13 protein-coding genes and 1 pseudogene are annotated in these 14760 nt (G+C 61.3%); 12 read left to right on the top strand and 2 right to left on the bottom strand.

Annotated elements, in window-relative coordinates:
• From AC1D17_RS24825 to AC1D17_RS24805, 5 genes are all read left to right on the top strand, one after another.
• The coding region (locus AC1D17_RS24825; RefSeq protein WP_477567953.1) for an ABC transporter substrate-binding protein at window positions 1-827 on the top strand (827 nt) is incomplete at its 5' end.
• Between the two features lie 3 nt (window positions 828-830).
• A complete protein-coding gene (locus AC1D17_RS24820; protein WP_477567952.1) occupies window positions 831-1898 on the top strand; it encodes a FecCD family ABC transporter permease in 1068 nt (355 codons plus the stop codon).
• Window positions 1892-2647 carry an ABC transporter ATP-binding protein gene (locus AC1D17_RS24815; RefSeq protein WP_477567951.1) on the top strand — a complete coding sequence of 252 codons (756 nt, stop codon included), beginning with the start codon at window positions 1892-1894 and terminating at the stop codon, window positions 2645-2647. The genes AC1D17_RS24820 and AC1D17_RS24815 overlap by 7 nt, the downstream gene beginning before the upstream one ends.
• Before the next feature lie 335 nt (window positions 2648-2982).
• On the top strand, window positions 2983-4509 hold the full coding sequence (locus tag AC1D17_RS24810; RefSeq protein WP_477567950.1) for an ABC-F family ATP-binding cassette domain-containing protein: 1527 nt from the start codon (window positions 2983-2985) through the stop codon (window positions 4507-4509).
• A 175-nt stretch (window positions 4510-4684) separates the two neighbouring features.
• The gene (locus tag AC1D17_RS24805) at window positions 4685-5791 is read left to right on the top strand and encodes an HPP family protein (protein ID WP_477567949.1); all 1107 of its coding nucleotides are present in this window, start codon (window positions 4685-4687) and stop codon (window positions 5789-5791) included.
• Between the two features lie 58 nt (window positions 5792-5849).
• Here the strand turns inward: AC1D17_RS24805 and AC1D17_RS24800 are convergent, their stop codons facing one another.
• Window positions 5850-6647, bottom strand: a complete 798-nt coding sequence (locus AC1D17_RS24800; RefSeq protein ID WP_477567948.1) for an inositol monophosphatase family protein — start codon at window positions 6645-6647, stop codon at window positions 5850-5852.
• Between the two features lie 303 nt (window positions 6648-6950).
• Here AC1D17_RS24800 and AC1D17_RS24795 point away from each other — a divergent pair, with 303 nt between their 5' ends.
• On the top strand, window positions 6951-7955 hold the full coding sequence (locus AC1D17_RS24795; RefSeq protein ID WP_477567947.1) for a LacI family DNA-binding transcriptional regulator: 1005 nt from the start codon (window positions 6951-6953) through the stop codon (window positions 7953-7955).
• A gap of 95 nt (window positions 7956-8050) precedes the next feature.
• Window positions 8051-8470: an NUDIX hydrolase gene (locus AC1D17_RS24790; RefSeq protein WP_477567946.1), complete on the top strand. Its 420-nt coding sequence runs from the start codon at window positions 8051-8053 to the stop codon at window positions 8468-8470.
• Between the two features lie 105 nt (window positions 8471-8575).
• Here the strand turns inward: AC1D17_RS24790 and AC1D17_RS24785 are convergent, their stop codons facing one another.
• Window positions 8576-8755 carry a hypothetical protein gene (locus tag AC1D17_RS24785; RefSeq protein ID WP_477567945.1) on the bottom strand — a complete coding sequence of 60 codons (180 nt, stop codon included), beginning with the start codon at window positions 8753-8755 and terminating at the stop codon, window positions 8576-8578.
• 296 nt (window positions 8756-9051) lie between these two features.
• Here AC1D17_RS24785 and AC1D17_RS24780 point away from each other — a divergent pair, with 296 nt between their 5' ends.
• The 5 genes and pseudogenes from AC1D17_RS24780 to AC1D17_RS24760 form a co-directional block, all read left to right on the top strand.
• Entirely contained in the window at window positions 9052-9198 is a 147-nt protein-coding gene (locus AC1D17_RS24780) for a DUF1127 domain-containing protein (protein WP_477567944.1), read from the top strand.
• A 202-nt stretch (window positions 9199-9400) separates the two neighbouring features.
• Window positions 9401-12325, top strand: coding sequence for an aminotransferase (locus AC1D17_RS24775; RefSeq protein ID WP_477567943.1), 2925 nt, complete (start codon window positions 9401-9403; stop codon window positions 12323-12325).
• A 127-nt stretch (window positions 12326-12452) separates the two neighbouring features.
• Entirely contained in the window at window positions 12453-13553 is a 1101-nt protein-coding gene (locus AC1D17_RS24770; RefSeq protein ID WP_477567942.1) for an ABC transporter ATP-binding protein, read from the top strand.
• 1 nt (window position 13554) lies between these two features.
• Complete coding sequence (locus tag AC1D17_RS24765) at window positions 13555-14475, top strand: ABC transporter permease (RefSeq protein WP_477567941.1); 921 nt, start codon at window positions 13555-13557, stop codon at window positions 14473-14475.
• Window positions 14468-14760: pseudogene (locus tag AC1D17_RS24760) on the top strand (spermidine/putrescine ABC transporter permease PotC); the annotation flags it as partial. The gene AC1D17_RS24765 and the pseudogene AC1D17_RS24760, both read left to right, overlap by 8 nt.

Here is a 14760-nt window from a genome sequence, read left to right as displayed (position 1 = left end):
GCATGAAGGACGGCACGTTCGATATCGAACAGGCCGTTTCGCTGAAGCCCGATGTCGTCATCATGAATCTCGATGCGAAGACCTCGACCGAAGAGGCCGGCTATATCGAGAAGCTCGGCAAGGTCGGCATCCCGCTCGTCTATATCGACTTCCGTGAAAAGCCGATGGAAAACACGGAAGCCAGCATGCGGATCATGGGCAAGCTGCTCGGCGAGGAAACCAAGGCCGAGGACTTCATCAAGTTCCGCGCCGACAGCATCGCCAAGGTCACCGACGTGCTCGCCAAGACTGACATGGTCCGGCCGGTCGTTTTCGTTGAACGTGCCGGCGGCTATTCGGACGATTGCTGCATGTCGTTCGGCAATGAGAATTTCGGCAAGATGGTCGAGATCGCGGGCGGCATCAACATGGCCAAGGACATCATTCCCGGCACGTTCGGGGCGGTCAATCCGGAACAGATCATTGCGTCCAATCCCGATCAGATCATCATCACCGGCGGCAACTGGCAAGGTTATGTCCCCGGCGGCGACTGGGTCGGCGTCGGCTATGGTGCTGATCTCAAGGAGGCGCACCGCAAGCTCGAGAACCTGACGAAGCGCCCGGCATTCACCGGCGTCAAGGCGGTCAAGGACGGCAACGTCCATGCCATCTGGCACCAGTTCTACAACAACCCGTATCAGTTCGTGGCGATCCAGGAGATTGCCAAATGGCTGCATCCGGAGCTGTTCAAGGATCTCGATCCGGAAGCGACGTTCAAGGAACTGCATGCCCGCTTCCTGCCGCTGGATTACAAGCCCGGCTATTTCGTCTCCCTGCAGGACGAGTAACCCATGGCTCTCGCTGCCGAACAGCTCGAAACGACAACAGGGCGCGTCCAATACCGCGCCCTGGCTTTTCGCAGGATCGTGCTGATCTGCGGCATGGTGGTTGCCCTCTTTCTCAGCGTGTCGATCGACATGGCCCTGGGGCCGGCCAATTACACGCTGTCGGAGGTGCTGACCTCGCTGTTTTCAGCCGGCACCGTCAGCGATCAGCTACGTGTCGTCATCTGGGATATCCGCATGCCGATCGCGCTGATGGCGATCACCGTCGGTGCATCGCTTTCGGTGGCGGGCGCGCAGATGCAGACCATTCTCGCCAATCCGCTGGCCAGCCCCTTTACCCTCGGCATTTCCGCCGCCGCCGGATTTGGCGCAGCGCTCGGCCTCGTCGGCGGGGTGGCGCTCTTTCCTGCTGCCGTGCAGTTCATGATCCCGATCAATGCCTTCCTGATGGCGATGGCGGCGGCATTGTTCATTCACTTCGCCTCCACCATGCGCGGCGTCACGGTCGAGACCATCGTGCTGCTCGGCATCGCATTGGTCTTCACCTTCAATGCGCTCTTGTCCCTGCTCGAATATCTGGCCTCCGAACAGGCGCTGGCAGCGGTGGTCTTCTGGACGATGGGCAGCCTCACCAAGGCAACCTGGCCAAAAGTGTGGATCACCGGCGCGGTGCTGATATTTGCCGTTCCGCTGTTTGCACGGCAGGCATGGGCGTTGACGGCCTTGCGGCTGGGGGAAGACAAGGCGGCGAGCCTTGGCATCAACGTTCGCCGGTTGCGGCTGCATACGATGATGACCGTCAGCCTGCTTGCTGCGATCCCGGTTTCCTTCGTCGGCACCATCGGGTTTGTCGGCCTGGTTGGCCCGCATATCGCCCGCATGCTGGTCGGCGAGGACCAGCGGTTCTTCCTGCCGGCCTCGGTCCTCTGCGGCGCGCTGCTTCTGTCGGCGACGTCGGTGTTGTCGAAGACGCTCATCCCCGGCGCCATCCTGCCGATCGGGGTCATCACCGCGCTGGTCGGCGTGCCGTTCTTCTTCATCCTGATCTTCACCAATCGGAGGCGGGCATGGTAGGTCTGGCACTCAAGGGCGTCGGCGCCAAGTACGGCAAGCACACGGTCCTGTCGGACGTCGATACCGATGTCCTCAACGGCGGAGGCATGACCGCCGTGATCGGTCCGAATGCGGCGGGCAAATCCACCCTGTTCAAGCGCATCGCCGGGCTCGCCTCAGGACCTGGGACGGTTGTCCTTTCAGATACGCTGAAGGGGCCGGAAACCATTTGCTACATGCCGCAGGATACCGGCGCCAATGCCGTGCTCACAGTCTACGAATCGGTGCTGCTGGCCAGCAAGCAGGGATCGGGCTGGACGGTGCGCGACAGCGAATTGATCGAGATCGACCGTATCCTGCAGGCGCTGCGGATCGATGACCTGGCTTTTCGCGGCCTGGGCGAGTTGTCCGGCGGGCAGCGGCAGCTGGTCTCGATTGCCCAGGCGCTGGTCCGCAAGCCCGAGATCCTCTTGATGGACGAGCCCACTTCGGCGCTCGACCTGTTTCGCCAGATCGAGGTGCTGGGTTTCATGCGGTCGCTGGCGGCAAAGTCCGGCATGTCGGTGCTGATCGCCCTGCATGATCTCAACCATGCACTGCGCTATTGCGATAACACCATCGTCATCGCCAGGGGCGCGATGGTGGCCAGCGGCCCGACCGGCGATGTCATCACCGGTTCGATGCTGCGCGATATCTATCGGGTCGAGGCGCGGGTCGAAATGTGCTCGCATGGCAAGCCCGTGGTCATCGTCGATCACTCCATCCTCTGAGGGAGGCCAATTTTCAATGCCCGGGATGATTGCGAATCCCGGAAGCGGATGGTATGAGAAATACTATCGAGAAAGGAGGGCTGCGCAATGAATACATACTTCCGGCACCATCGCCAGCGTGGCCCCGTCAACGCCCTGCAAATGCGTTTGCAGGGCTGACCAAAGTCCGTTTCTCTTCAGAAAACCGTCTTCTGGTCTGCCCTTCGTGGCACTGCAACGCCGATCCTGCTGGTTCGAGCGACTGCACTTTCCAATCCGCCGCGCGTGACGCATCGCATCGATGATGGCTTGAGAGCCCTCGATGGATGACCGTGCGGCAAGACCAGAGACCGATCATGACCCTTATCAATATCCGCAATCTCGGCATCGTGCTGGGCAGCCCGCTTTTCTCCAAGCTCAACCTTGTCGTCAATGCAGGCGACCGCATCGGCCTCGTCGCCGCCAATGGCCGCGGAAAATCGACGCTGTTTCGCTGCCTTGCCGGCGTCCTTGAGGCGAGCGAGGGGGAGGTCACCAAAGCGCGCGGGCTGACCATCGGCTATGTCGAGCAGAACGTGCCGGCGCGCCTTTTCGATCTGCCCTTCTATGCGGTCGTACTGGATGCGCTGTCCGCCGACCAGCAGGAGAGCGAAAGCTGGCGTGTCGATGTCGTGCTGGAATCGCTCGATGTGCCGGAGGCCTTGCGGCAGCGGCCGCTGAAGCAGCTGAGCGGCGGCTGGCAGCGCATTGCGATGCTTGCCCGCGTCTGGGTGACCGAGCCTGATGTGCTGATGCTCGACGAGCCGACCAACCATCTCGATCTCGGCAAGATCGCCATGCTCGAGGCGTGGTTGAATGCGCTGCCGCGCGATGTGCCCGTGATCATTTCCAGCCATGACAGGGCCTTCCTTGACACGGTGACCAACCGCACGCTCTTCCTGCGCGCTGAGCAATCGCAGATCTTTCCGTTGCCCTACACGCGGGCGCGGGCGGCGCTGGACGAGGCGGACGCTGCCGACGAGCGCCGCTATCAGCGCGACATCAAGGTCGCCGAACAATTGCGCAAGCAAGCGGCCAAGCTCAACAATATTGGCATCAATTCCGGCAGCGACCTGCTGGTGGTCAAGACCAAGCAGCTGAAGCAGCGGGCGGACAAGCTCGAAGATGCCGCCAAGCCGGCGCATCTGGAGCGTTCCGCCGGGGCGATCAGGCTCGCCAATCGCGGCACCCATGCCAAGGTGCTGATCACGCTCGAGGACGCCACGGTGCAGACACCGGACGGCAACCTTTTGTTCAAGACCGGCAAGCAGTTCGTCTGCCAGGGCGACCGGATCGTGCTGCTCGGTGCCAACGGCGCCGGAAAGACCCGCCTCGTCTCCATGCTGCGCAAGGCGATCGAACAGCCGGAGGCGGCGCAATCGGGTATCAAGGCGACGCCCTCGCTGGTTCTGGGCTATGGCGATCAGGCCTTGGCCGATCTGCGTGATGATGAGACGCCGATGGGAACGATCATCAGCCGTTTCGATATCGGCGATCAGCGGGCTCGGGCGTTGCTGGCCGGCGCCGGCATGACGATCGAGCTTCAGGCCCGCCCGGTCGGCCAGTTGTCCGGCGGGCAGAAGGCGCGGCTCGGAATGCTGATCCTGCGGCTGACCAATCCCAACATCTATCTGCTCGACGAGCCGACGAACCATCTGGACATTGATGGCCAGGAGGCGCTGGAGGGTGAATTGATGGCGCACCAGGCCAGTTGCCTGTTCGTCTCGCACGACCGCAGTTTCGTTCGCTCGGTCGGCAATCGCTTCTGGTTGATCGACCGGAAGAAGCTTGTCGAGGTCGACAGTCCGGAAGGGTTCTTTGCCGAAGCGGCCAGACAGAACTAGGCGGCCGTGGATGGCCGGCAAACCGGCCATCCATCCGATGCCGTCCATCCCATGCCGCCAAGGTGCGGCGGTTTTGACCGTTGCGCTTTGCGTGTGATTTTCCTATAGCCGGGGAACGGGATAAACGTGCGCGCCGGTATCCTGACCGTATCTTTTCCGCGTGTCCGGTTTCCCGATGTCCTATCCGCAAAAGCCAAACCCGGACGGCCGTTTTCGAATGTTTTCGCCTATTCTGGCCGGTGCGACATTGCGCGAACGGCTGATCGCCTGTGTCGGCGCCTTGGTCGCCATCGGCCTGACGGGGCTGATCAGCGGCTATCTGTTCGGGCAGGGGCCGCATCTGCCGCTGATCGTGGCGCCGATGGGGGCGTCCGCCGTGCTGTTGTTTGCCGTACCGGCCAGTCCGCTGGCGCAGCCCTGGTCGATCATCGGCGGCAATACGATTTCGGCGCTGATGGGCATCATCGCCGCCTATCTGATCCATGACCCGATCATTGCCATCGGGGTCGGCGTATCGCTCGCGATCGGGGCGATGTCGTTTACACGCTGCCTTCATCCGCCCGGCGGCGCTGCGGCGTTGACGGCCGTGCTCGGGGGGCCGGCCGTTGCCGGCTGGGGTCTGCTGTTTCCCTTTGTCCCCGTCGGCCTGAATTCCTGCATTCTGGTCGGGCTCGGGTTGCTGTTTCATAAATTGGCGCGGCGCAACTATCCCCATATCGCCGCCAAGGCGCCGGTCAACACCCACCAGACGGCCGACCTGCCGGCATCGCTGCGGGTCGGTTTTCGTGAAGAGGATGTCGATGCAGCGCTTGCGGCGTTCGACGAAACCTTCGACATCGACCGGGGTGATCTCAGCCGTTTGCTGCAGCAGGTGGAGCTTCAGGCAACCATCCGCGCCCATGGCGATATCAGCTGCGCCGACATCATGTCTCGCGACGTCATCTCGATTGACGCACATGCCGATCCTGCCGACGCGCGCGAGCTGCTGTTGAAGCACAATATCCGCACCCTGCCGGTCAAGGATGAGAATGGYCGGCTGGTCGGGACGATCGGTTTGCGGGAGCTTTCCAAGGCCGCCGATCGCGTCGGCGACATCCTGTCGAAGGCCGCCACCGCTTCGGACAACGATCCGGCATTTTCGTTGTTGCCGGTCCTCACCGACGGCTACGCCCATGCCGTCATCGTCATCGATGATGAACATCAGATCCTTGGCCTGATATCCCAGACCGATCTATTGAGCGCGGCGGCCCGCGCCTTGCCGACCAGCCGCGCCGGATTGTGAGGCCCAGATCGGGTCTGAATGGGGCGGCGCCTGCTGACCTCCGCCCCTTTGCCGTTTTTCAGAGACCGGCGATTTTCATTAAGTCGTCCCGTGCGCCGGGAGCCGTCGCCAGTACCGGCGAACCCTTGGTCAGCTGTTCTCCCTCGACAGGGAAGGGGTGATACCAGCCGCCCGCTTCCTTGACGAGGCAGTAGCCGGCAAGGCAATCCCAGGCGTGCATGTAGGGCTCATAATAGCCGACCAGACGGCCGGCTGCGACATAGGCGAGCATCAGCGCGCCTGAACCGTTGCGGATGAAATTGCCGCCCGCTTCCAGAAGGTTCTCGACCATTTTCCCGACGAAGGCCGGCGTCACGTAATTGTTGGCGCCGATGCCGGTGACGGCGTTGCGGATGGTGCGGGAGGCGTCGAGGCTAAGCACCCGGCCGTTGAGCGTCGCGCCCTTGCCGGAAGCGCTGGCATAGAGTTCGTCGTGGCAGGGCGCGCAGACGACGCCGATCGCCGGTTCGCTGTTGTACAGCACGGCGATCGAGACGCACCAGTTCGGCATGCCGTTGACGAAGGGGCTGGTGCCGTCGATCGGATCGACCACCCAAGTATAGCCGGAATCGCCTCGGGTAAGACCGTATTCCTCACCCAGGAAACCGTCACCCGGATGGGCCTCCGCCACACGGGCGCGAATGAGGTTCTCGACCTCCCTGTCGGCGATGGAGACGACGTCCTGCAGGTCGCGTTTGGTTTCGATCACCAGCGTCTCGCGCCTGTTGAAATAGTCGAGCGCAACAGCGCCGGCTTCCCGGGCGATGACCTGTGCCAGGGCGAAACGGCTGTCGAGCCCGGAGATCTGCAATGTCATGAAAATGGTCCTTCTACAGTCTTGGACGGCTCAGCCGTTGTGAAGCCGATGCTGGTTCGAGCGTGATCGAATTCGGACGGACAGCAAGCGCAGCGGCGGCAATATATTGTGAGTCCATGAAATTTCCTCCTGTTGAAGCGGCACCTCCACGCTACCCGTTTTTTGCAAGCGTGTGCAAATGTTGCGTGAGATGAAAACGAGCGTCAAACAAAATCTTCACAAAAATGTCACATATCGGTTGATCGAGTGCTTGCACACAATTGCAAAATTGTGCAAAATACGCGCTAGAGGGTGGATTGCTGGGTGTCACAAAAACTCTTCGTCAGTGCGCAGGAAGTGGCGGAAAAAGCGGGCGTTTCACGCTCTGCGGTATCTCGCACGTTTACATCGGGTGCCAGCGTTTCGCCGAAAACGCGGCAGAAGGTGCTCGATGCCGCCGAGGCGCTCGGCTACCACGTCAATCATCTCGCCCGTGGGTTGATGCGCAACGAAAGCGGGATCGTCTGCCTGATCGTGTCGGAGATCGGTACGCCCTATCGCTCGGCGTTGCTGCGCGCCTTGACACAACAGTTGCAGAATTCCGGCAAGATATCGATGCTGATCAACACCGACCGGTCGGACGGCAGTGTCGATCTGGCGCTCAGGCAGGCGATCCGCTACCGGGCTGATGCCTCGATCATCCTGTCCGGTCTGCCGGACAAGTCGATCACCGATCTTTGTCTGAAAAACGGTCAGCGGCTGGTGCTGATCAACCGCGATGACGACAGGGAAGGGCCGCTGAATATCAACCTCGATGACGCGGATGCGGCGGCGCGCATTGCCACCGCGTTCGTGCGGGCCGGCTGCCGCAAGCTTGCCTTTGCCAATTCGCAGGCGGGCACGCCGAGCCTGATGGCGCGCGAGCGCGGCTTTGTTGCCGCTGCCGGGGCGTTGGGCCTGGACGTGGTCGTCGAACGGTTCGGCCAGACGGGATATGAAAGCGGCCGCGCCGTCGCCCAGCAGCTTCTGACCCGCAAGGAGCGCCCCGACGCAGTGTTCTGTGCCACCGACCTTCTCGCCTGCGGCTTCATGGATGCCGCTCGGCATCAGTTTTCGATATCGGTGCCGGATCAGATCTGCGTCGCCGGTTTCGACGATATCGAGCAGGCGTCCTGGTCATCTTACGGGCTGACCACATTCGCGCAACCGGTCGATATGATCGCCCGCGAGGCCGTGTCCTGGCTGGTGGTGGAGACGGCGCAGCCCGAGAACCATACGGTGCGCCTGCATGCCGATCTGGTGTGGCGGACCTCGATCAGGGGCGGGTGAGCCTTATGGGCGGCGGGCTGAGAAAATCGTCGAAAAAGTCCGGGACGTTTCTATCCGAACTCGCGCCTTTTGCCGCCACACTGTTCAAGGAGCGAATGTACGAGCAGTTCGCAGCGCTTTGCTATCGCATCCGCGCAGACGGCGGCATGTTCGAAGTGCTGTTGGTGACCAGCCGCGACAGCCGCCGCTGGGTCATTCCCAAGGGCTGGCCAATGGCGGGCAAAAAGCCCCATGAGGTCGCTGCGATAGAAGCCTTCGAAGAGGCCGGCGTGCGCGGCAAGGCGAAGAAAAAGCCGTTTGGATATTTTACCTATCTGAAGGTGTTCGACAACGGCCAGAGTGTGCCTTGCCGCGTTCAGGTCCATTTGCTGGAAGTCAAGGAGAGTTGCGACGTCTTTCGAGAGAAGGGCCAGCGGCTCAGCGTCTGGGTCTCCTGCGTCGAGGCGTCCCGGCGCGTTCGAGAACCGGAGCTGAAGAGCATTTTCCTGTCGATGCGCCCGCCTGGGTTGCCGTAAAATCCACCGGTGGACGAGAGCCGTTCCTCATTCAAAAAAGATTCACGCTCGCGCTCACGGTACGAGCGCGATTGGGTATCAGTAAGATTCCCTGCGGCTGCGTCCCTACCCAAACCGTTCCATGGCAAAGTCTGCGGGCGCGACATTGTACGCAGGTGCGGCAGTACCATTCAGACGGCTCGTTTTCGACAGCACCGTGCTGTTGTCGTTCACCAGCGTCAGCGTCAGCAAGAGAGCAGCGCCCAGAACGAAGCCGAATGCGAGATAAGAAAATTTTGCGAGCATATTAGAAACTCCTATTTTGCTCAGCGACTGCAACGCGGCATGAGGAGAAAAGTTTCATTCAATTATAAAAGAAACCATCTTACGCCTTTTGCCTCGCTCTTCGAAGTAGGCGTGCGCAATTTTTCGTAACCGGCTTGCCGTCGAGTGTGAATGTTGACCATGCATCCAGCGCATGGGTGGCCTGAAGTATTGGCGCTGTTCCCCCATAATCGGGAGGCTTATATACAGCTCATCACAACGGCAACGGGCGCTACTGAATGGCTGCCGGGCCGGAAAGCCCTAGAAAGGGGATCATCATGAACGTAGCACGCTCTTTCAACAATTGGCGCAAGTACCGTCAGACGATTACCGAACTTGGCCGTATGACCACCCGCGAACTGCGCGATCTCGGCATCGACCGTGCCGACATCCAGAGCATCGCCCGCGCCTCGGTCGCTCGCTAATACCTGAAAACAGCGCCTCCAGCGAAGTTTCCCGAAACGCCCGTTGCCCTGCAGCGGGCGTTTCTGCGTTGGGCGGCATGGATGAATGGTGCGGTGACGCCGTTCACCTTGAAATTTCCGGGCAGGCACACCCGGATTTGTCATTCGCGTTCACACATGGTTGTGCCAATCTGCCCGCGATCTGATTCCGGGAGACGAGAGATTGGAACATGTTTTTTTGCGGCGGGCGRCATTGTCGCGGCCCGATGTCAGTGCCGAAGATGCCGCGGGCCTTTTTGCCGCTCACTACGGCTTGTCGGGGCCGATTGCGGAACTCGGCAGCCAGCAGGACCGCAACTACCGTATCGACGCGGCCAGCGGCCGTTTCGTCCTGAAAATCTGCCGTGCCGACTACGCGACCGTCGAGCTTGAAGCGCAGAACGCCGCGTTGCGCCATATTGCCGGCAAAGCGGCAACACCGCGCGTGCCGAGGGTCGTCGCTGCCGGTAATGGCGCGGACATCCTGTTCGTCACGGTGCGCGGTGAGGATTATCAGATCCGCCTGCTCGACTATATCGAGGGCCAGCCGCTGACACGGCGCAAGCATCTGCCGGCGGTGACGATCGCCGCACTCGGCGCGCTGGGCGGCCGGATAGCGCTGGCGCTGGCCGATTTTACCCATCCCGGCCTGTCGCGCGACCTGCAATGGGACCTGCGAAACGCCGAACAGGTTGTCGACCACCTCCTGTCGGCCGTTAAGGATGCGGACCGCAAGCAGCGCATCAGCCGGGAGATGGATAGAGCCATGCGCCGGCTCGACGGGCTGAGGCCGGAGCTTCGGCAACAGGCAATCCACCACGACATCACCGACGACAATGTCGTCAGCCTGGTGAACGGCAGCGGCCAGCTGATACCGGAGGGGGTGATCGATTTCGGCGATATCGTCAATGGCTGGCTTGTCGCAGACCTAGCCGTCACCTGCGCCTCGCTGCTGCATCATGCCGATGGCGATCCCTGCATCATCCTGCCCGCGATCAAGGCGTTTCACGCCGTTTTCCCGCTCAACGATGCGGAATTGCGCGCACTTTGGCCCCTGATCGTGGCTCGCGCCGCCGTGCTGGTGGCAAGCAGCGAGCAGCAACTCGCGCTCGATCCGGACAACAGCTATGTCAGCGGCAATATCGACCACGAACGGACGATTTTCGACGTTGCAGTTTCGGTACCCCCGGCATTGATGGAGACGGCGATTCTTCAGGCTGTCGGCCAATTGGCCGATCAGGGGCCTGCGATCACCGGCGATCGTCTGCTGCCGGAAATCGAGGTATCCAAGATCGCCGTGATCGCACTGGATCCGCAAAGTGATGTGTTCGACGGCGTTGCGTGGCCGCAGCCCGGTCTCGAAGACCGGCTGCTTTTGGCGGCATCCCGGGAAAATGCGGTTGTCGCGACGCGTTACGGTGAATACCGGCTGACTCGGACAATGTTGCTTTCACCGGAACCGGCGGAAACATGCGCTGTTCATGTCGACCTGCTCTTGCCGGCAGGCACCAGCGTGTCCGCGCCTTTCGGCGGCATCCTGAAATTCACCGATGGCGGCCTGATATTGCTGGGGCGGGATGCGGCACTGCATCTTTCCGGCATCGATGCCTTGCCGGGTCCTGACGATTTCATCCACCCCGGCCAGCCGCTCGGCCTCGTCGCCGGCCCGGCGGGTGACAGGGGTGTGTTGCGCGTCCAACTCTGCCGCGACAAGGATATCGTACCACCGCCCTTCGTCTYTCCGGACCACGCCGCGGCGTGGCTGGCGCTATGCCCATCGCCGGCCCGGCTTCTCGGTTTCGACTGCGATGCATCGATGCCGCAGAGTGAAGCCGTTCTGGCGCGTCGCCAAAGCCATTTTGCGAAACCTCAGAAAAACTATTACGAGACACCGCCACAGATCGAGCGCGGTTTGCGCGAGCATATGGTCGATGTCGAGGGACGCGCCTATCTCGACATGGTCAACAACGTCACCATTCTTGGCCATGGGCATCCGCGTCTTGCCGATGCCGTGCACCGGCAATGGCAGCGGCTGAATACCAATTCCCGGTTTCATTATGCCTCCGTCGCTGCTTTCTCCGAAAGGCTGGCCGAACTTGCCCCCGACGGGCTGGATACGGTTTTCCTGGTCAACAGTGGCTCGGAGGCCAATGATCTGGCGCTCAGGCTCGCCTGGGCGGCGACCGGCGCGCGCAATATGCTGTGCCTGCTGGAAGGTTATCACGGCTGGTCGGTTGCCAGCGACGCCGTCTCCACCTCGATCGCCGATAATCCGCAGGCGTTGACGACGCGGCCTAACTGGGTGCATCCGGTGATGTCGCCCAACACGTATCGCGGCCCGTTTCGCGGGCCCGCCTCGACTGCCGCCTATGTTGACGCCGTCACGCCCACGCTGGAAAAACTGGACAGCGAGGCCAAGGGACTGGCCGGGTTCATCTGCGAGTGCGTCTATGGCAATGCCGGCGGCATTCCGCTGCCGCCGGGTTATCTTCAGGAGATCTACGCGAGGGTACGGGCGCGCGGCGGCGTCTGCATCGCCGATGAGGTGCAGGTCGGCTACGGCCGTCTCGGCCATCACTTCTGGGGTTTTGAAGAGCAGGGCGTCGTCCCTGATATCATCACCGTCGCCAAGGGCATGGGCAACGGCCATCCGCTTGGCGCCGTCATCACCACCAAGGCGATTGCCGATGCACTGGAGAAGGAGGGCTATTTCTTCTCCTCCGCCGGCGGCAGTCCGGTGAGCTCCGTCGTCGGCATGACGGTGCTCGATATCATGCGCGACGAGGGCCTGCAGGAGAATGCCCGTGTCGTCGGCGAACACCTGAAACGCCGCCTGCAAGCGCTCGGGCAGCGGTTCCCACTTGTCGGCGCCGTGCACGGCATGGGGCTTTACCTCGGACTGGAATTCGTCCGTGACCGCGAGACGCTGGCACCGGCAACCGGCGAAACGGCGGCGATCTGCGACCGGCTGCTGCAGCTCGGCGTCATCATGCAGCCGACCGGCGATCACCTCAATGTCCTGAAGATTAAGCCGCCGCTTTGTCTGTCGCAGGAAAGTGCCGATTTCTTTGCCGATATGCTGGAGCGCGTGCTTTCCGATGGCTGGTAGCAAAACATGCCGATAATTTTTTGATCAAAATATTAAGAAGGGTGTTGTCAACGCACAGGCACTGTGGTCACCTAGCGCAAAGCCGAAAAGGCGGGAACAGCTTCATGCAACGGGTGGTGTGCCGCAAATGGCGGAATTGAACGCGGTCGAAATCCGCCATGTTTCTAAAATATTCGGCTTTGGCGAGTTTGCATTCGCCGCCGTCGACGACACATCGGTATCGATAAGGCAGAACGAGTTCTTCACGCTTCTGGGGCCTTCCGGTTGCGGAAAGACCACCCTGTTGCGGCTGATCGCCGGTTTCGAATACCCGACATCCGGCGAGATCATGCTGAACGGCGAGGACATCGCCGCCATGCCGCCCTTCAAGCGGCCGATCAATACGGTTTTCCAGAGCTACGCCCTGTTTCCGCACATGACGGTGGCGGAAAATATCGGGTTCGGCCTCACCATGCTCGGCAAGCCGAAGCGGGAGATCAAGGACCGGGTCGATGCCATGCTGAAGCTGGTGCGCATGGAAGCGCTCGCCGGCCGGCGCACAAGCCAGATTTCCGGCGGCCAGCAGCAGCGTGTAGCACTTGCCCGCGCGCTTGCGCCCCAGCCGAAGGTTTTGCTTCTCGACGAGCCGCTGTCGGCTTTGGACTACAAGCTGCGCAAGGACATGCAGATCGAATTGAAGCGTCTGCAGGCGGAAACCGGCATCACCTTCATCTTCGTCACCCATGACCAGGAGGAGGCGCTGACCATGTCGGATCGCATCGCCGTCATGTCATCGGGCAAGATCCTGCAGGTCGGCAACCCCAGAGAGATCTATGATGCGCCGGCGGATCGCTTTGTCGCCGATTTCATCGGCGAAACCAATTTTCTGAAAGGCCGGATCAGCGCGGTGAATGGCGGCATTGCCGATGTCGATACGCCGGTCGCCGGCCGCATATCGGCAACGGTGCCGCAGGATTTCCATGCAACGGGTGAGGTGACAGTGGTTCTGAGGCCGGAGCATGCGACGCTCTGCCCGCCGAACCAGCCGGCTGCCTGCCAGATGACCGGCACACTCGAAAACGTCGTCTATTTCGGCACGGATACGCACTATCACGTCCGCCTTTCCGATGGGGAGACGCTGTTTACGCTGCGAGAACAGAACAAACCTCTGCAGAGTGCGCGGTTCGGTCAAGGTGACACGGTTGGCATAGCGCTCGAGGCCAATGCGGCGCGGGTGTTGAGGAACTGAAATGACAGATGTTGCGGGGGCGATCGAGGCGGAAAAGAGCAGGGATATCCGGAAACGGTGGCTACTTTCGCTTCCCGCCCTGCTGATCATCCTCGTTGCCGCGACCGGCCCTTTGCTGATCGTGCTTGTCTATTCCTTCTTGACGCCCGGTCCCTATGGCGACGTGCAATGGCTGCCTTCACCTGAGGGCTGGATCAGCGTCGCGTTGGAGAAGGATATTTTCGACGGCACCTTCTCGCTTGCCGATGCGCATGTGTCGATCTTCCTACGCTCTGTCGTGCTGTCGCTGGCAACGACGGTCCTGACCCTGCTGGTCGGTTTCCCCACAGCCTACTTCATTGCCACCCGGCCTGAGAAAACCCGGGAACTCTGGCTGTTCCTGATTACCATTCCGTTCTGGACCAATCTTCTCATCCGCACCTTCGCCATTCTCGAAATCATCCGCAACGAAGGCCTGATCAATGGCTTGATGTTGAAGTTCGGTCTGATTTCAAAGCCCGTCCAGATGCTGTTCACCGACGGTGCTATCCTGACCGGCATGGTCTATGTCTATCTGCCGCTGATGGTGCTGCCGCTCTATGCCAGCATGGAAAAGCTGGACTTCCGGCTGGTCGAAGCCGGCTATGATCTTTATGCCACGCCCTTCAAGGTGCTGCGCAAGATCATCGTTCCGCTGGTCAAGCCAGGCGTGATCGCCGGCTCGATCCTCGTCTTCATTCCGGCGCTCGGCGCCTATGTGACCCCAAGCATCCTCGGCGGCGGCAAGAACCTGATGCTCGGCAATCTGATCGAGCTGCAGTTCGGGCAGGGCCGGAACTGGCCGCTCGGGTCGGCGCTGTCGATCACGCTGATGCTGATCGTCATGGTGGCGCTGCTGGTCTATRTCCGCAATGCGGGATCTCAAGGGAGCCGGCATGGCTAGGGCATTCTCCATCCGGCGTCAGCGCGGATTTACCGCGATTGCGATGACCTGTTTCTTTGCGCTCTATCTGCCGATCGCGGTGCTGGTTTTCTATTCGTTCAATGCGGGCGAATCCCTTGCTGCCTTCGATGGGATTTCGCTGCGGTGGTTCGCCCAGGCGTTTGAAAACCAGCAGGTGATCGACGCGTCCATCCGGTCCGTGCAGATCGCGTCGCTTGCTGCCGTCGTTTCGACCATCGCGGCCACCATGGCGGCGCTGGCAACGACCCGGACGGAGCCCTATCG

Source organism: Pararhizobium sp. P1_E7 (genome assembly GCF_056405855.1).
The sequence above is the reverse complement of the archived record's forward strand: the minus strand, read 5'-3'. Positions and strand labels throughout refer to the sequence as shown.

Coding starts and splice junctions, on each gene's coding strand:
- AC1D17_RS24820 (WP_477567952.1), top strand. CDS start 831: ATGGCTCTCGCTGCCGAACAGCTCGAAACGACAACAGGGCGCGTCCAA.
- AC1D17_RS24815 (WP_477567951.1), top strand. CDS start 1,892: ATGGTAGGTCTGGCACTCAAGGGCGTCGGCGCCAAGTACGGCAAGCAC.
- AC1D17_RS24810 (WP_477567950.1), top strand. CDS start 2,983: ATGACCCTTATCAATATCCGCAATCTCGGCATCGTGCTGGGCAGCCCG.
- AC1D17_RS24800 (WP_477567948.1), bottom strand. CDS start 6,647: ATGACATTGCAGATCTCCGGGCTCGACAGCCGTTTCGCCCTGGCACAG.
- AC1D17_RS24790 (WP_477567946.1), top strand. CDS start 8,051: ATGTACGAGCAGTTCGCAGCGCTTTGCTATCGCATCCGCGCAGACGGC.
- AC1D17_RS24785 (WP_477567945.1), bottom strand. CDS start 8,755: ATGCTCGCAAAATTTTCTTATCTCGCATTCGGCTTCGTTCTGGGCGCT.
- AC1D17_RS24780 (WP_477567944.1), top strand. CDS start 9,052: ATGAACGTAGCACGCTCTTTCAACAATTGGCGCAAGTACCGTCAGACG.
- AC1D17_RS24770 (WP_477567942.1), top strand. CDS start 12,453: ATGGCGGAATTGAACGCGGTCGAAATCCGCCATGTTTCTAAAATATTC.